This is a genomic window from Sulfuricella sp. (genome assembly GCA_041651995.1).
Classification (GTDB): domain Bacteria; phylum Pseudomonadota; class Gammaproteobacteria; order Burkholderiales; family Sulfuricellaceae; genus Sulfurimicrobium.
Map to the genome: position 1 here is coordinate 1 of JBAZID010000011.1, position 16855 is coordinate 16855.

General features: G+C 58.0%; 19 protein-coding genes and 1 pseudogene. 13 read left to right on the forward strand and 7 right to left on the reverse strand.

Going from position 1 to position 16855, the window contains the following annotated elements; genetic code table 11:
• Positions 1-827: 827 nt before the first annotated feature.
• Genes WC392_12235 through WC392_12245 form a run of 3 tightly spaced genes read left to right on the forward strand, consistent with a single transcriptional unit; the run spans position 828 to position 3609 of the window.
• On the forward strand, positions 828-1775 hold the full coding sequence (locus tag WC392_12235) for an integron integrase (protein MFA5243134.1): 948 nt from the start codon (positions 828-830) through the stop codon (positions 1773-1775).
• Positions 1775-2647 (forward strand): ATP-binding protein, encoded by an 873-nt coding sequence (locus WC392_12240; protein MFA5243135.1) that lies wholly within the window; start codon positions 1775-1777, stop codon positions 2645-2647. Before WC392_12235 ends, WC392_12240 begins: the two co-directional genes overlap by 1 nt.
• A complete protein-coding gene (locus WC392_12245; GenBank protein ID MFA5243136.1) occupies positions 2647-3609 on the forward strand; it encodes a Nudix family hydrolase in 963 nt (320 codons plus the stop codon). Before WC392_12240 ends, WC392_12245 begins: the two co-directional genes overlap by 1 nt.
• A 401-nt stretch (positions 3610-4010) precedes the next feature.
• On the opposite strand, the gene WC392_12250 is transcribed toward WC392_12245, so the two are convergent.
• Complete coding sequence (locus tag WC392_12250) at positions 4011-4202, reverse strand: DNA gyrase inhibitor YacG (protein ID MFA5243137.1); 192 nt, start codon at positions 4200-4202, stop codon at positions 4011-4013.
• Positions 4203-4207: 5 nt separating this feature from the next.
• Complete coding sequence (gene zapD / locus WC392_12255) at positions 4208-4963, reverse strand: cell division protein ZapD (GenBank protein ID MFA5243138.1); 756 nt, start codon at positions 4961-4963, stop codon at positions 4208-4210.
• 337 nt (positions 4964-5300) lie between these two features.
• Between zapD and soxX the strand changes: the two genes are divergently transcribed.
• From soxX to soxB, 5 genes are all read left to right on the forward strand, one after another.
• On the forward strand, positions 5301-5672 hold the full coding sequence (soxX, locus tag WC392_12260; GenBank protein ID MFA5243139.1) for a sulfur oxidation c-type cytochrome SoxX: 372 nt from the start codon (positions 5301-5303) through the stop codon (positions 5670-5672).
• 22 nt (positions 5673-5694) lie between these two features.
• Positions 5695-6165: a thiosulfate oxidation carrier protein SoxY gene (soxY, locus tag WC392_12265; protein ID MFA5243140.1), complete on the forward strand. Its 471-nt coding sequence runs from the start codon at positions 5695-5697 to the stop codon at positions 6163-6165.
• Positions 6166-6279: 114 nt separating this feature from the next.
• Positions 6280-6594, forward strand: a complete 315-nt coding sequence (gene soxZ / locus WC392_12270; GenBank protein MFA5243141.1) for a thiosulfate oxidation carrier complex protein SoxZ — start codon at positions 6280-6282, stop codon at positions 6592-6594.
• A gap of 53 nt (positions 6595-6647) precedes the next feature.
• A complete protein-coding gene (soxA, locus tag WC392_12275) occupies positions 6648-7475 on the forward strand; it encodes a sulfur oxidation c-type cytochrome SoxA (GenBank protein MFA5243142.1) in 828 nt (275 codons plus the stop codon).
• Between the two features lie 99 nt (positions 7476-7574).
• Positions 7575-9290 carry a thiosulfohydrolase SoxB gene (gene soxB, locus WC392_12280; protein MFA5243143.1) on the forward strand — a complete coding sequence of 572 codons (1716 nt, stop codon included), beginning with the start codon at positions 7575-7577 and terminating at the stop codon, positions 9288-9290.
• Between the two features lie 158 nt (positions 9291-9448).
• On the opposite strand, the gene WC392_12285 is transcribed toward soxB, so the two are convergent.
• Both WC392_12285 and WC392_12290 read right to left on the reverse strand, forming a co-directional pair.
• Complete coding sequence (locus WC392_12285) at positions 9449-10207, reverse strand: sulfite exporter TauE/SafE family protein (protein MFA5243144.1); 759 nt, start codon at positions 10205-10207, stop codon at positions 9449-9451.
• Positions 10201-10557, reverse strand: a complete 357-nt coding sequence (locus WC392_12290; protein ID MFA5243145.1) for a dihydroneopterin aldolase — start codon at positions 10555-10557, stop codon at positions 10201-10203. Before WC392_12290 ends, WC392_12285 begins: the two co-directional genes overlap by 7 nt.
• 77 nt (positions 10558-10634) lie before the next feature.
• Between WC392_12290 and plsY the strand changes: the two genes are divergently transcribed.
• Both plsY and WC392_12300 read left to right on the forward strand, forming a co-directional pair.
• Positions 10635-11261: a glycerol-3-phosphate 1-O-acyltransferase PlsY gene (gene plsY, locus WC392_12295; protein MFA5243146.1), complete on the forward strand. Its 627-nt coding sequence runs from the start codon at positions 10635-10637 to the stop codon at positions 11259-11261.
• Positions 11262-11271: 10 nt separating this feature from the next.
• Entirely contained in the window at positions 11272-12060 is a 789-nt protein-coding gene (locus tag WC392_12300) for a hypothetical protein (protein ID MFA5243147.1), read from the forward strand.
• A 76-nt stretch (positions 12061-12136) separates the two neighbouring features.
• On the opposite strand, the gene tsaD is transcribed toward WC392_12300, so the two are convergent.
• From tsaD to WC392_12315, 3 genes and pseudogenes are all read right to left on the reverse strand, one after another.
• Positions 12137-13165, reverse strand: a complete 1029-nt coding sequence (gene tsaD, locus WC392_12305; protein ID MFA5243148.1) for a tRNA (adenosine(37)-N6)-threonylcarbamoyltransferase complex transferase subunit TsaD — start codon at positions 13163-13165, stop codon at positions 12137-12139.
• A gap of 138 nt (positions 13166-13303) precedes the next feature.
• Positions 13304-14995, reverse strand: coding sequence for an aminotransferase class III-fold pyridoxal phosphate-dependent enzyme (locus WC392_12310; GenBank protein ID MFA5243149.1), 1692 nt, complete (start codon positions 14993-14995; stop codon positions 13304-13306).
• A 98-nt stretch (positions 14996-15093) separates the two neighbouring features.
• Positions 15094-15216 (reverse strand): annotated as a pseudogene (locus tag WC392_12315) (IS3 family transposase).
• 118 nt (positions 15217-15334) lie between these two features.
• Here WC392_12315 and WC392_12320 point away from each other — a divergent pair.
• From WC392_12320 to WC392_12330, 3 genes are all read left to right on the forward strand, one after another.
• Complete coding sequence (locus WC392_12320) at positions 15335-15628, forward strand: nucleotidyltransferase family protein (GenBank protein ID MFA5243150.1); 294 nt, start codon at positions 15335-15337, stop codon at positions 15626-15628.
• Positions 15625-16002: a DUF86 domain-containing protein gene (locus WC392_12325; GenBank protein MFA5243151.1), complete on the forward strand. Its 378-nt coding sequence runs from the start codon at positions 15625-15627 to the stop codon at positions 16000-16002. The genes WC392_12320 and WC392_12325 overlap by 4 nt, the downstream gene beginning before the upstream one ends.
• A 354-nt stretch (positions 16003-16356) precedes the next feature.
• Complete coding sequence (locus WC392_12330) at positions 16357-16818, forward strand: hypothetical protein (protein MFA5243152.1); 462 nt, start codon at positions 16357-16359, stop codon at positions 16816-16818.
• The last annotated feature ends 37 nt before the right edge of the window (positions 16819-16855 follow it).

Genomic DNA, 16855 nt, shown 5'->3' on the forward strand with positions numbered 1-16855 from the left:
ACCCTTGGGCGCGGTGAAATGCAAATAGATATTTCCAGGGAATTCTTGCTGACGACTGGACCGGGCTTGTCCAACAACCGGTTCAGATCGTGGCTCGCTTCGCGATCACGATCTAACCTTAATCGTTAGAGCGCATTTTACAACGGAGCGAGAATTTATGACATTTAATGAATGGGAAAAAGATAACTGGATGTACGTTGACGTAAAAGATAATGCCCGTGTAATTTGGGATGCTGCTCAATTATCAGAACGTGATGCGTGCGCTAAGGCGTGCGAGGAGGTTGCGGAGTCGTACCGAGGGAGCAGGTACGGTAAGGCCGCCGAGTGTATTGGTGACAACTGCGTTGAGTCCATTCGGATGCGCTCTAACGTGGAAATAACCTGACAGCCGGGCCTTATCGGCTGGTCAGGTTGATTGTAGGGTTCGGCGTTTTTGGGGGGTGGAAATGTGTAAAGAGATAGCGATTTTGAAAGCGGACGGGACAGCGGATTACGTTTGCACTGTGTCCGATCTGATGCAGCGCATGGGGTGCTACATACCTAGCCTGGACGGATTGCCCGATAACAACTGCCTGTGCCCTCTGGATGAAGCCGCGCTTGCCAAGCAAACGGGGTACACGATTTCTTGCGGATGGGACACGCCATATCACTGTGATTTGGTGATGACGCCGAACGTAAAATAGCCATCCTATTTGACGCAAGATATTGCGTCAAACGTTTATTCATGGCTTTTTGATTGTTTATTAAATACATATTATCATGCTGTTATTCAATTTTAGTAAGGCCTAAAGGTGCCAGAAAAAACATCAGAGAATTCTTCTCCTAAATTGCTTGATCAGGTGCGGGGAAAGATACGCCTCAAACATTACAGTATCCGCACCGAACAGGCTTATGCGGATTGGATTAAACGCTTTATCCTGTTCTTTGACAAGCGCCATCCGCGCGAACTGGGTGCGGCGGATGTGGAGGCGTTTCTGACGCATTTGGCTGTTGAGGGCAAGGTGGCGGCTTCGACGCAGAACCAGGCCAAAAGCGCGTTGTTGTTTCTGTATCGCGAGGTGCTTGAGGTCGAGTTGCCCTGGCTGGATAACGTGGAACGTGCCAAGGCACCGAAGCGCCTGCCTGTGGTGTTGACCCGGCAAGAGGTGCAGGCGGTGCTTTCACGCTTGAGCGGCACGCAGTGGCTGGTTGCCAGCTTGCTTTATGGCACCGGTATGAGAATCATGGAGTGCCTGCGGTTGCGGGTAAAAGATGTGGATTTTTCTCGCAGGGAAATTCTGATCCGCGATGGCAAGGGGTTTAAGGATCGTGTAACGATGTTGCCCGTTGCTCTGGCGAATCCTTTGCGCGAGCATTTGCTTAATGTAAAAGCCTTGCACGCTCAGGATTGCGAGGTGGGGATGGGGAGTGTTTATCTTCCCTATGCGCTTGAACGCAAATATCCGAACGCGGCACGGGATTGGGGCTGGCAATATGTGTTTCCGGCGACGGGCATTTCGACCGACCCGCGTACCGGCGAGGCGCGCCGTCACCATGTGCTGGAACAGTCCATTCAGCGTGCGGTAAAGCAGGCGGTGCGCGATGCCAATCTGGTCAAGCCTGCCACGCCCCATACCCTGCGCCATTCCTTTGCCACGCATTTGCTGGAGGGCGGCTACGATATCCGCACCGTGCAGGAGTTGCTCGGCCATAGCGATGTTTCCACCACAATGATCTACACCCATGTTTTGAACCGTGGTGGCCGAGGCGTCACCAGCCCTTTGGATACGATTTGATGAATGATCTTGAACGATTTTTGAATCGCGCCGAATCCCTGTTGCAGCGCGTGGAGCAAGTGCTCCCCAGCCCTCCGCCCGCGCCGGACTGGGGTGCCTCGGTGGCATTTCGCTGGCGCAAGCGGGGCGGGCTGGGCTTTCTTCAGCCGGTGGCGCACCCGCATCACATCCACCTCTCCGATCTGCAGGGCGTGGAGGAGCAGAAGAAGCAGATCGACCGCAATACGCGCCAGTTCGTGCAGGGGCTGCCGGCCAATAATGTTTTGCTGACCGGGGCGCGCGGCACCGGCAAGTCTTCGCTGATCAAGGCGGTGATGAACCAGTATGCAGCCGAGGGGCTGCGCCTGATCGAGGTGGAGCGCGTGGAGCTGGCCGATTTGCCAGATATCGTGGAGCTGCTGTGCCTGCGGCCGGAGCGTTTCATCGTGTTCTGCGACGATCTTTCCTTCGATGCCGGCGAGCCGGGCTACCGCGCGCTCAAGGTGGCGCTGGATGGCTCGGTGGCATCGCCATCCGAGAATGTGCTGATCTATGCCACTTCCAACCGCCGCCACCTGATGCCGGAATACATGGCGGAAAATCTTGAAACCACCACGGTGGAGGGGGACATCCGCCCGGGTGAGACCACCGAGGAGAAGGTTTCGCTTTCGGAGCGATTCGGCCTGTGGCTGTCCTTTTATCCCTTTGATCAGGACGAGTATCTGATGATCGCGCGCTACTGGCTGGCCCAGTTGGGCGTGAAGGATGTGGGTTCCGAGGTGATAAGGCGCGAGGCGCTGCAATGGGCGCTGGGGCGTGGTTCGCGCAGCGGCCGTTCGGCCTGGCAGTTCGCGCGCGACTGGGCGGGGCGCATGGGGCTGAGGACGAAGTGATGAACAAGAAAAAGATCGTGGATGTGGTCGCGGCAGTGATCCAGCAGCCGGATGGCCGCTTTCTGCTGGCGCGGCGGCCGGATGGCAAGCCTTATGCCGGTTATTGGGAATTCCCCGGCGGCAAGGTGGAAGCAGGGGAATCCCTTGCTCACGCCCTGAAGCGCGAATTGCACGAAGAGCTGGGGATCGAGGTGGAGCGCGCCTGGCCATGGCTGGTGCGGCATTTCGACTATGAGCATGCCAGCGTGAAGCTGCACTTCTTCCGTGTCGTGGACTGGCGCGGCGAACCGCATGGGCGGGAAGGCCAGTTGCTGGCGTGGCAGACGCCGGAGCAGGTCGAGGTGGCGCCCCTGCTGCCCGCCAACGGGCCGATTCTGAGTGCGCTGGAATTGCCGCCCATCCTGGCCATCAGCCAGATTGCCGAGCTGGGCGAAGAGGTTTTTATGGTGCGGCTGCAAGGGGCGCTGGGGCGCGGCCTGAAGCTGATCCAGCTGCGCGAGAAGGCATTGTCCCCGGCGCAGCTGGAGAGCGTGGCGCAGGGGGTCGTGACGTTGGCACGCGCGCACGGCGCGCGCGTGGTGCTGAATGGCGGGGTGGATCAGGCCATAAATGTGGGGGCGGATGGGGTGCATCTGACCGCTGCGGCGCTGATGGCGCTGGATGCGCGCCCCCCGGTCGAGCTGGTGGGGGCGTCCTGTCATTCCGCCGCCGAGCTGGAGCGGGCGGTGCAGCTCGGGCTGGATTTCGTGCAGCTGAGCCCGGTCTTGCCCACCAGGAGCCACCCGGGCGCGGCTACGCTGGGGTGGGATGGTTTCGCCGCGCTGGTCCGGGATTATCCGCTGCCGGTCTATGCCCTGGGCGGGATGGGCGCGGAGCAGCTGGGCATGGCAAGGGAGATGGGTGCGCACGGGATTGCCATGCTGCGCACGGCATGGTCGGAAGATCTGGATTTCACTCCCTGACCCGCCGCCGGGCCGAAATCTAGTCTATTGATCCGGCAAGTTTTTTCAGGAATGTAGGTCGGGCTTCAGCCCGACATCTCGGGCTGTACCCGTTAAGGGCATCCCCGCCGGGAATGGATGCTTCGCATCTCGTTCCGGCGAGAAAGCCCGACACACATTCTTGGATAATCCTATAAAAAGCCGTTAACCACGGAGTTCACGGAGAACACGGAGTAAAAACCATAGATTGCATGATGTTTGGCATTCACCCCTTGGGTGAGGCCATAAATGACCGCAAACTGCCTTTGCGAGTTGGGCGACAAGTCGCCCATCCCCGCCTACCCCGCTTCTCCGTGTTCTCCGTGTTCTCCGTGCCCTCCGTGGTTATCGAACTGAGATTTCTTGGATAATTTCGAACCGTATCAATAGTCGTCGTCGGGCAGCGGTTTTTCCTGTTCCGGTACGCGGTATTCCTCGTTGGCCCACTGTCCCAGGTCGATCAGCTTGCAGCGCTGGCTGCAGAAGGGACGGAACGGGTTTTCGGCTGTAAAAGGCGAAGCCTTGCCGCAGACCGGGCAGGGGGCGGTGCGTTGTTTTGCGGGTGCTGAAGGCATATTGCTTAGAAGTTACACAAGGTCAGGTCGAACTCGACGCTGAGGTCGCAGGCCCGTGGCTTCTGTATGCCGCCGAGCGTGGTAAAGCGGATATTGATGGCATATTTGTTGGCGCTGATTTCGGGAAAGCATGGAATGTCGCGGCTCAGCGTGATGCGTATCAGTTGTGCCACGCGGCCCGCCAGCATTTGCTGGAATGCGCCTTGCTGGGCAACCTGATGGGTTGTTTTGCCGCTGTCACGCAGCAGGTTGAGCACCAGTTGCAAGCCCCTGTAGACCGGTAGCAATGGTGCGAGCCATTCATGCAGGTCGATGCGCCGCGTCTCTGCATCCTGGCTGAGCCAGAAGTGGTAGGAAGGCAGGTCGAACTCGCACACGCCGCCCGGAATGGTGGTGCGTTGCTTGATGCTCATCAGCCACTCGTTATCGCGGATATGCTGCCCCAGTTTGCCGGACAGTTCGTGCAGTTTGGCGGCTGTCTGGCTGATGTCCGCCAGAAAGCTGTCCAGCGCTTCCTGCGAAATGGCGGGGTTGTGACGCAGGGCTTCCAGCACGTGTTTCTGCCGTTCCAGTTCCTGCAGCAGGTCGCTTTTCAGGTCAGCACGGCAGGAAACTTCGAGAATTTCAAACAGGGAAAGCAGGGCGGCGTGGTGGTCCAGTGTCTCCGCCTGGGAGGCAAAGAATTCCGCTTTGGCGAACAAATCCTCAAGCCGCAATAAAGTGCGAACCCGTTCGTTAAGAGGATAGTCGTAGCTAATCATGTAACTGGACAGCCTTTGTGATGCGGGCTAAAAAAACCTTGCGGTTGCGCTTGACGCGGGCGAAAAATTGGCACAATTCTGACGGAAAATCATGAGTTTGACAAACATATTTTAAGCAGTTTGGTGGTTTGGCCGAAGTGGCGGGCTTGCCGTCTCGGGGTGATGGGCATGACGACTGGAAATATATCGCAGGAATGTACCCATGCGATTGGTACATTCATACTACTTATTGAAATATATAGACATTTTATGTTTTATTAGTTTGCATCCCAAAAAAAAATCGGTATGCTAGGCGGCATCCGCTATGGGATAAAAAAGCTGAATGGAGGAGGATACGATGCGTCAACGCATTACCCTTTTAATGGGTGCACTTGTACTGGGCGTCAGCGTGGCGGCTCCGGCCTGGGCTGAAGAAAAAAAGGCCGAAGCAACAGCAGGCATGCCGGGTCAGGAGATTGCCTTTAGCAACAAACAAGGCAACTGTCTTGCCTGCCATGCCATGCCCGGCACCAAGGGTGAAATGGCCGGGTCGATTGCGCCGCCCCTGATTGCCATGAAGCTGCGCTGGCCGGATCGTGCCAAGTTGCGTGCTCAGATATGGGACGCTACCGTGGCAAACCCACATACTTCCATGCCGCCCATGGGCAAGCACAAGATCCTGAGCGAACAGGAAATCGATCAGGTCGTGGACTTTATTTACACTCTCTAACATCTAGTAAGGAGCTCCAAACATGAACCAGTTGCGTAGAACTTTTCTGAAAAGCACCGGCGCTGCCGGTACGGTCGCAGTGGCGATTGCAGCCGGTCTGCTCAAACCGGGCCAGGTGCTGGCTGCCGAGTGGAACAAAAATGCCTTTGAAGCCAAGAATATTGATGATGCCTTGAAGGGTATCCATGCCGCCGGCGCCGCAAAGAGCGCGGATATTCTGATCAAGGCGCCGGAAATTGCCGAAAACGGTGCCGTGGTGCCAGTGGAAGTGACCAGCAAGCTTGCCGGCACCACCGACATCGCGATATTTGTGGATCAGAACGTCAATCCGCTGATCGCCGATTTTACTTTCGCCAATGGTGCCGAGGGTTTTGTATCCACCCGCATCAAGATGGCCAAGACCTCCAACGTCACCGTGGTGGTGAAGGCGGGCGGAAAGTCTTACATGGCATCCAAGGAAGTGAAGGTCACGATCGGTGGCTGCGGCGGTTGATGCGGACCGCCGGTTTGCCCGTGATCGGCCAGCGCTACAGGCCTGGCGGCCACGTGATTAAACTGGCAACCGCGATCTGAATTACTGAATTACTAAATTTAAAAGGATATCAAAATGGCTGAAGCGATGAAAATCCGCGCCCAGATGAAGGGTGATACCGCAGACATCAAAGTGCTGATGAACCACATTATGGAAACTGGTTTGCGCAAGGACGCGAAGACCGGAAAAATGATTCCGGCACACCACATTCAATCCGTGAACGTCACTGTGGGCGGCAAGATGGTGCTCGACGCGCAGTGGGGCTACGCCGTGGCCAAGAACCCCTTCCTCGGCTTCAGGGTCAAGGGTGTCAAGGCCGGAGACATGGTGGTGATCAACTGGGTGGACAACACGGGCGACAAGCGTACGGACGAAGCGGCAATCAGCTAATTCAAGCTGCGGGCCGGGGGTTCCCGGCCTATCCCATCCGATGGAGGAATGGTATGAAAAGAATCGCATTGGCCTTGCTGGGCGCGGGCTTGGTGGTAAGCGCAACGGCGCAGGCCGGACCCGAAGATGACCGCAAGCAGATGATTGCCCATTTCAAGAGCAAGTTGCCTGGGGTCAAGCATCAGGATTACATTTATGGCGCGCTGGCGCTGGATAAAGACAGCAAGTCGCAATATGACAGCATTATGGAATTCCCTCCATTTGAAGGCGTGATTGAAGCCGGCAAGGAGATGTGGAACAAGCCGTTCAAGAATGGCAAGACCTTTGCCAGCTGTTTCCCGAATGGCGGAAAGAACGTGGCCGGGAACTACCCCCGTTTCGACGCATCCCTTAACAAGGTGGTGACGTTCGAGGCGGACATCAACCAGTGCCTCAAGGCCAACGGTGAAGCCGAGTTCAAATTCGCGGACGTGAATACCATGGGAATTCTGACTGCCTATGCGCGTACCTTGTCCGATGGCATGAAAATGAATGTCAAGGTTGAAGGCGCCGCGGCACAGGCCGCTTACGAGGATGGCAAGAATTTCTACTTTCAGCGCCGTGGCCAGTTGAATTTCTCCTGTGCTACCTGCCATGTGGATAATGCCGGCAACCGTATTCGCGCCGAAATATTATCCCCCACTCTGGGTCAAACCACTCACTGGCCGGTGTTTCGTGCCGGCGAGCGCCTGACGACGCTACAGGTGCGCTACAAGGGTTGCAACAGCCAGGTGCGCGCAACACCGTTCGAACCCGGCAGCGAAGAGTTCAACAACCTGGAATATTTCCTGTCCTATCTGGACAACGGTTTGCCGCTCAAGGCTTCCGTATTCCGCAAGTAATCGCAGTGGGCCGCGGCGCGTTCGTGCTGCGGCTTCTTTTTTGCCCGTCATCTCTGGGTATATAAAAAAATAGTATAAACAAAGGCATAGGAGCGTTGCATGTCCATGAACCGCCGCGAATTTCTGCAACTGCTGGCTGCAGCGAGTGCCACCGGATTTGCACTCAACAGCAAATTTGCACTGGCCTCGGCACAAGGCGGCCAGTTTTATGATGTGCCCAAATTCGGTAACGTCAGCCTGTTGCATTTCACCGATTGTCATGCGCAACTGACGCCGATTTATTTTCGCGAGCCGAACGTGAACATCGGCCTGGGCTCCAGTCTGGGCAGGGCGCCGCATCTGGTGGGTGAGAAACTGCTCAAGAATTTTGGTATCCGTCCCGGCACCTCCGAGGCGCATGCCTTTACCTATCTCGATTTCTCCGCTGCTGCTAAAACCTACGGCAAAGTCGGCGGCTTCGCGCATCTTTCCACCCTGGTGAAGAAGCTGCGCGCATCGCGCCCCGGCGCGCTGCTGCTGGACGGCGGCGATACCTGGCAGGGCTCGGCCACCTCGCTGTGGAGCAACGGCCAGGACATGGTCGATGCCTGCAAGCTGCTGGGCGTGGACGTGATGACCGGCCACTGGGAATTCACCCTCGGCGCCGAGCGGGTGAAGCAGATCGTGGACAACGATTTCAAGGGCAAGATTGATTTCGTGGCGCAGAACATCAAGACCACCGACTTCGGCGACCAGGTCTTCCAGCCCTACACCATGAAGGAAATCAACGGCGTGCCGGTGGCCATCATCGGCCAGTCCTTCCCCTACACGCCGATCGCCAACCCGCGCTGGATGGTGCCGGACTGGAGCTTCGGCATCCAGGACGAGAACATGCAGAAGGTCGTGGACGAAGTGCGTGCCAAGGGCGCCCAGGTGGTGGTGGTGCTGTCCCACAACGGCATGGACGTGGACCTGAAAATGGCCAGCCGCGTCACCGGCATCGACGCCATCATGGGCGGCCATACCCACGACGGCATCCCCGCGCCCTCCATCGTCAAGAACGCCAAGGGGCAGACCCTGGTGACCAACGCCGGCTCCAACAGCAAGTTCCTCGGCGTGCTGGATTTCGATGTAAAGAATGGCAAGGTGGTGGATTACCGCTACAAGCTGCTGCCAATATTCTCCAACCTGCTTGAGGCCGATCCGGCCATGACGGCGCTGATCAACAAGCACCGCGCGCCTTACGAAGCCAAACTGAACGAGAAACTGGCAGTCACCGAGGACCTGCTCTACCGCCGCGGCAACTTCAACGGCACATTCGACCAGCTGATCCTGGACGCGCTGATGGATGTGAAGGGCGCCGATGCGGCCTTCTCGCCCGGATTCCGCTGGGGCACCACGCTGCTGCCGGGCGAAGCCATTACCATGGAACGCCTGATGGACCAGACCGCCATCACCTATCCGGCCACCACCCTGACCGAAATGAGCGGCGAAACCATCAAGACCATCATGGAAGACGTGTGCGACAACCTCTTCAACGAGGACCCCTACTACCAGCAGGGCGGCGACATGGTGCGCGTGGGCGGTATCCAGTACACCTGTGATCCGCGCCAGAAAATCGGCAAGCGCATCAGCAACATGATGCTCAAGGGCAAGCCTGTCAGCCCGAATAAAACCTACAAAGTGGCTGGCTGGGCGCCAGTGGGCGAAGGCGTCACGGGCGAACCGGTCTGGGATGTGGTGTCAACGTGGCTGCGCGACAAGAAAGTGATCACGCCGCGCAAACTCAACATGCCCAAGCTGGTGGGCGTGAAGGGCAATCCCGGCATTGCCTGAACTCCTAACCCCTCCCGGCCTCCCCTTGTCAGGGGAGGAGCAGATCGGGGAGGGGCAATGGAGCCCTCCCCCCTGACAAGGGGGGATTGAGGGGGGTTGCGGTCATGGCATTATCTGCCGTTATTTATTCCCCGCAGCTTCTCTTCATTTTTGCGCGGCTACGCCCAGGCCTTCCACAGCAGCGAAACCCCGCTTCCCAGCAGCAAAGTGCCGATCAGCCTGAGCATCTGCTCGTTGGAAAGGCCAAGATGGATCTTGTGGCCCATTTTCAGGCCAAGGGCCATGATCGGCAGGGCGCCGAGGTAAGCCAGCAGCAGGCCGGGTTGCAGCAACAAGCCGGTGACGAGGAACATGATCAGGCGCACCCCGCCGTCGATCAGAAACAAGCCCGAGAACGTGGCGCGCAGCTCGACCTTGTCGCGCAGACGATGGGAAAGATAAATGATGAAAGGCGGCCCGCCGGTGCCGAACAGCGCGCCCACCGTGCCGCCGGTCAGCCCCGCGGGGATCGCCCACCATTGCGAAGCGGGTTTGTCGCCATGCAGATTGAGGAGGTTGCGCACCCCGAAGACCATCACGAACAGGCCCAGCCCGGTCAGTAAGGGCTCCATGGGCAGCTTGATCAAGAGTGCCACGCCCAGCCCGATTCCGATCAGGCTGAAGGGGAGCAGGGGGCGGATTTCCTTCCAGTTGACGTGCTGTTTGGCCTTGTGGCCCATCACCGCCGAAGCGGTGAAATCGAGCAGCAGAATGAACGGTACAACAAATTGCAAAGGCAGCAGGTGCGCCAGTAACGGTACCGCTATCAGACCCGAGCCAAAACCTGAAATACCGCGGATGAAATAGGCCAGCGAAAGTATCAGTAACGCGGCGATAAGTACGGTATTCGGTACATCGGGAAAAAATCCGCTCAGGATTTCGAGCCCCGCTCAATGGTAATGCCCAGGCGCTTGACGCCGCGAATGAGGCCGAGCTTGGTAATGCTGACCCTGATCCACGGGGTGCCGAATTCCTGCATCACGAGTTGCGCAATATGTTCCGCCAGCGCCTCTACCAGCAGAAAATGTTTCTCGGCCAGCACCTGCTGAATACGCTCCGCCACCTTGCCATAATCGATGGTGTCCGCCACATCGTCACTGATGCCGGCACGGCTGTGAGGCAGGCCGATTTCCAGGTCGAGCTGAATGGTCTGCGGCACTTCCCGTTCCCATGGGTAAACGCCGATAATGGTCTCGGCCCTGAATTCGCTAAGAAAAATGATGTCCATGGTATGTGGGCGCGCCCATTACGCGTGCGCCCTGTTTTGCCGTAAAATTCGAAGCTTGCGATTTTAAGTGATTTGTTATGCCCTCGATAGTTTTTGTTGTTGCCGCCTACCTGATCGGTTCGCTTTCCTTTGCCGTCATTGTCAGCAAGGCATTTGGCCTGGCCGACCCGCGCTCGTTTGGTTCGAAGAACCCGGGGGCTACCAACGTATTGCGCACCGGGAAAAAACTGGCCGCGGCGCTGACCTTGCTGGGCGATGCGGCCAAGGGCTGGCTGGCGGTATTCCTGGCATTCAAATTCGGCGCTGATTATGGTGTCGGGGAGGCAGGGATTGCCGCCGTGGCGCTGGCGGTGTTCGTGGGGCATGTGTACCCGGTATTTTTTGGCTTCCACGGCGGCAAGGGGGTTGCCACGGCGCTGGGCATCCTGCTGGCGCTCAATGTGTGGATGGGGCTGGCGGTGCTTGCTACCTGGCTGCTGGCGACTTACATGTGGCGGACTTCATCCCTCTCCGCGCTGATTGCAGCGGGTTTTGCGCCGCTCTATGGCATCACGATACTCGGGGCCAACAGTTATAGCCTGGCGGTCCTGCTGCTTTCGTTGCTGCTGGTGTGGCGCCACAAATCCAATATCCAGAACCTGTTGTCCGGCAAGGAAACCCGTCTGGGCGGGAAGCCGAAACCGGGTGATTCTCCGCCGGAGTAAAGGTACAGCCATGACCTGGTTCCAGAAAGAAATGGACTATGCGCGGGAAAACCTGGAGCAGGTTTCCCGCACTGCGATTGACCACGCCAGCGATAAGCTGGATGGCGTGGTACGAGAAGGCATTGCCCAGGCGAGCGGCGAAATGCGCGAAGTGGTGCTGGGCGCGAGCCGGGAGGTCGATGCCAAGCTCGACAAGATTTCAGCCGAACTGCACAGCCAGCGTCAGTTCACCAAGTCGGACGTGAGGGAAATGGTGGATTACGCGGCGGATCGCCTGGGCGTCGCCATGGACGAACGCACCCGTGTGATGAAGTCCGAAATCACCTCCCTGATTCAGGAAAAGGTCGAGTACCTCAAGCATGAAGTAGATGCGTTTTTTATTCAGCGTCAGCAGGACCTGGCGCGCGAGCGGCGCCGCCTGATCGCCAACGTGTTGATCGCGGTGACGGCCTCTCTGGCGATGGGCATTCTGTCGCTGATGTTTCACCGTGTCGGAGAAGGCCGCGTGGACATGCTGGGCATCTTCCGCATCGTGTTCGCCTCGCTTGGCGGCGGCTATCTGGTGTATCTGCTGGTCAACATGGTGATCAAGTACCGCCGCATGTCCGAGCACCGCAAGGATTTCGTCTTTCTCACCATGAAATACTGGGGCATCCTGCGGCCGGAGAGCTTGTTCAGCCACGCGCTGGTGGCGGTGGTTCTGCTCGTCTTTGGGGCGCTGCTGTTCTTCCCGGAATATCTCGGGCGCTGGCTGGGCAGCGAAACCCTGTTGCACTGGGCGGCACAGTTGAAGCGTTAGTTCGGCGTTTCCTGAAATGTAGGTCGGGTTTTAACCCGACACATACCGGGCTGAAGCCCGACCTACATCCAAATAACTAGCTCGGCGCTTCCAGCGTTTCCAGATCCCATCTTGGCTTGATGGGGAAGTTCATGGTGCGGCGGCCTTCATGCCGCAGACGCATCGCGCCGGCAAAGGCGATCATGGCGCCGTTGTCGGTGCAGAATTCCAGCTTGGGGTAAAACACCTCGAACCGCTTTTTGGCCGCGGCATGGCTGAGGCTGTCCCTGAGCTGTTTGTTGGCGCCCACGCCGCCCGCCACGACCAGGCGCGAAAGGCCGGTTTGCCTGAGTGCTGCAACGGCCTTTTTGGTCAGCACTTCCACGATGGCTTCCTGGAAGGCCAGGCAAATATCGGCGCGGGTCTGTTCATCAAGTTTCCCGTCCATCGTCTGTTGCCTGGCCAGGGTCAGGACTGCGGTCTTGAGGCCGCTGAAGCTGAAGTTCAGGTCGCCACTCTTGAGCATCGGGCGCGGCAGGGTGAAGCGCCCCGGCGTGCCCTGCAGCGCCAGCTTCGATAGCGCAGGGCCGCCCGGATAACCCAGTCCCAGCAGCTTGGCGGTCTTGTCGAAGGCTTCGCCAGCGGCATCGTCGAGCGTGTCGCCCAGGGTGGCATACTGGCCGATGCCGGTCACTTCCATCAGCTGCGAGTGGCCGCCGGAGACCAGCAGGGCAATAAAGGGAAATTCGGGTGGATTCTCCTCCAGCAGCGGGGCCAGCAGGTGCCCTTCGAGATGATGCACGCCGACGGTCGGCACCTTGAGCGCGAAAGCCAGCGCGGCGGCAATGCTCGCGCCCACCAGCAGCGCGCCGGCTAGCCCCGGTCCTTCGGTGTAGGCGATGCCCTCGATGTCCTGCAGGGTGCAGCCGGCTTCGGTCAGCACCTGGCGGGTGAGCGGCAGCACGCGGCGGATATGGTCGCGCGAGGCCAGTTCCGGCACCACGCCGCCGTATTCGGCATGCATCGCCACCTGGGAATGCAGGGCGTGGGCGAGCAGGCCGCGTTCGGTGTGGTAGAGCGCGACGCCGGTTTCGTCGCAGGAGGATTCGATGCCGAGGACTAGCATGGGGCGGATTATCCTGAAAACTTACTTAGCCACAGAGAACACAGAGTTCACAGAGAAAAAACCAGAGATTGGCGGGGCGTCGCCTGTCGCGCCGATAAGGACTCTCTGTGTTCTCTGTGGCGGTTTTTAGGCTTGTGATTATACGCAATCCACAATCTTGAGGGTGCGGGCAATCAGCAGGTCGATTTCAGCTTCGCTGATGATATAGGGCGGCATGAAATACACCGTGTTGCCCATGGGGCGCAGCAGCAATTCGTGTTGCAGCGCCTGCTGGTAGAAAGCGCGCGAAAAGTGCGGCGTGCCGCTCTCGACTTCAAACGCCCAGATCATGCCGGTGTGGCGGAAATTCTTTACCCTGGGGTGGTCGCGCAGCGGTTGTGCCGCCTGGGTCAGGTAAGCGGCCCTGGCGCGGTTGGCCTCGATCACGCCATCCTGCTCGAAAATGTCCAGCGTCGCCAGCGCGGCGCGGCAGGCCAGCGCGTTGCCGGTGTAGGAATGGGAATGCAGGAAGCCTTTTGCGGTTTCGTCGTGATAAAAGGCCTGAAACACAGTATCCGTCGTCAGCACGGCAGAGAGCGGCAGGTAGCCGCCGCTGATACCTTTCGACAGGCACATGAAATCGGGCCGGATGCCGGCTTGTTCGCAGGCGAACATTGTTCCGGTGCGGCAAGAAGCGCTGTCCCCGGACTCGGCGGGCGCGGAGCGCCGGGTGCGGGAAGGGGACGCGGTTTCGGCATGCGTATCTGCCGATGAAGGCACGTTGGCTTGCTCAAAGGCGAACATTGTTCCGGTGCGGCAAGAAACGCTGTCCCCGGACTCGGCGGGCGCGGAGCGCCGGGTGCGGGAAGGGGACGCGGTTTCGGTATGCGTATCTGCCGATGAAGGCACGTTGGCTTGCTCAAAGGCGAACATTGTTCCGGTGCGGCAAGAAACGCTGTCCCCGGACTCGGTGGGCGCGGAGCGCCGGGTGCGGGAAGGGGACGCGGTTTCGGCATGCGTATCTGCCGATGAAGGCACATTGGCTTGCTCAAAGGCGAACATTGTTCCGGTGCGGCCGAAACCCACGGCGATTTCGTCGGCGATCAGGTGGACCTGGAACTCGTCGCAGATTGCCCGCGCCTGGCGCAGATATTCGGCGTCGTACATGCCCATTCCCGCCGCACCCTGCACCAGCGGTTCGATGATGAAGGCAGCCGTTTCGGCATGGTGCTGTTCGAGGTGGGTGCGCAGGTGGCCGGCGCAGCGGATGGCATAATCCCGGGGCGATTCCCCGGTTTCGGCGTGGCGCCAGTCCGGCGTTGGCACCTGGGTGCTCTGGCGCAGCAGCGGGGCGTAAGTGTCCTTGAACAGCGCGACATCCGTCACCGAAAGCGCGCCAATCGTTTCCCCGTGGTAACTGTTCTGCAAGCTGATGAAGCGGGTCTTTTCCGGCTGACCGCTGTTGCGCCAGTAATGGAAGCTCATCTTCAGCGCAATCTCGGTCGCCGAAGCGCCATCCGAGCCGTAAAAGCAGTGCCCCAGGCCGGTCAGAGTCGACAGGCGTTCCGAAAGCTGGATCACCGGCTCATGCGTGAAGCCAGCCAGGATGACATGCTCCAGCCGGTCGAGCTGGTCCTTGAGCGCTGCATTGATGCGCGGGTTGCAGTGGCCGAACAGGTTGACCCACCACGAGCTGATGGCGTCGAGATAGCGCCCGCCCTCGAAATCATACAGCCACATGCCCTCGCCCCGGGCGATGGGAATGAGCGGTAGCGTCTCGAACTGTTTCATCTGGCTGCACGGGTGCCAGACCGAATGCAGGCTGCGCTGCAGGTAATCCGTATTTTTCATTTTATCCTGGGAAAAACAGTTGAACCGCAAGGAGCGCAATGAAACGCGAAGGAGTTCAAAAGCGTTTCCCCGGTTTTTCGTCTTCCAAGAGGTGGGTTTCATGCTACCAGTTTTTCCTCATTCGGAGCACTGACCCAGTCATTCAAGAGCTGAGCTGGCGACTTGTAGCCGAGGGTCGAATGCAACCGTTTCCGGTTGTAGGAAGCCTCGATGTACTCGAAGCTGGCCACCGTCTCTCGGTACGCGTCGTCTCTCGCATCAGGCGCTCCTAAATACTCGTGGCAGCATAAATCTGTCGCAATGAGTGTTCAACGATATGATTTAAACTACAATAAGAAAATGATCAGTACACTCAATATCCTACAAAGCAAAAGGGCCGAAATCCTGGCGCTTGCTGCCAAGCACGGGGCAAGCAATGTCCGCCTGTTCGGCTCAGTTGTTCGCGGTGAAGACCGGGAAGACAGCGACGTGGATTTTCTGGTGGACATGCAGGAAACACGCAGCCTGTTCGACTTGATCGGCCTGCAGCAGGACATCGAGAAGGCCATCGGCAGGAAAGTGGACGTGCTCACCCCCAACGGCATCAATCGCTACCTAAAGGATCGCATCCTCCACGAGGCTGCACCTCTGTGACCAAAGACCGCTCCGTCTATATCCGCCACATTTACGATTGCATCGGCTGGATCAATGAATACGTGCAGGCAGGCAAGGAAGCCTTCTTTCAAGACCGCAAAACCCAAGACGCCGTTATCCGCAACCTCGAAGTCATCGGCCAAGCCGTCAAGGATTTGGGAACCGATAGCCTGACGGCCTCACACCCCGAAACACCCTGGCCGCAAATCGCCGCTACCAGGAACTTTCTGGCACACCAATATCTAGGCGTCGATTTGACACTCATCTGGAACATCGTCGAACAGAATTTACCGCAAATGGAACAGAAAATCATCGCAATCGCCAAAGATGAGGGGATCAACTTATTTGCGCCAGACACTCCAGAATCTTTGTGATTTTACATAAAACTGGTACTTCATCAAAAGGTGACGTTGCGTGGTTTTTGGGTGAATCCAAGCCGGTCAGAGAGCATTGCGCCATGAACGGTCGATCAAGGCTGCCGCAGGGAATGACCGCTCCTCGGCCATTGCTGCCGGTGGCATCCAGATGCACCAGAGTGATCGCATGGTGTCGGTCTGTCGATGATTGTCCTTTGAGTCTGTCTGCTTTCGGGTGGCGAAATCCAGGCTACATTTCTAAATTGATTTGTCACGCCGACTGCCGAAAAAACAACGGCTTAGAGCTAATTCGCTAGGCCGTTTTCTTTTAATGTGGGTAGAATGCCCTTCACTCTCCGCGCACCAAATCATATGAGCCTTGCCATGTGCCGAAAATTTGTTTTGCTTTTGCTGCCCTTGCTGCTGCCCTTGAATAGTGAAGCTCGTGAGTCGCAAACATGCGCCACTACGATCAGTGAATTGAGAGTTATGCTTTCCGATCAGGCTTTCCCCCTGAAATGGGAAGAGACCTCGATGGATGATGGGAAGCCCCTGGTGGTTTCAATCCGTGAAAACAAGGGAAATCTCCTTCTTGAATTCATCAAAACCAGAGAAGGCCTTTGGGCGGAGAGCACGGGGGTCATTTGCAAAACAGGAACGGATATCGAAACCCGTTTCAGCGGAAAGGATATTCGCTTGGGGCCGGCGGCCAACTGGGTTTTGCGCTATGCGCTAGGCAACGGTGGAAAATTCACCCTGACAAGGATCGGCTCTGATCAGCTGAAAATAGCGACCAGTGGCTGGAGTGGGGTTTTTTCTCCTGAAGCGAAGTAGTTTGTTTTATTGCAGTGCTCCAACTGACCCCTGTTAA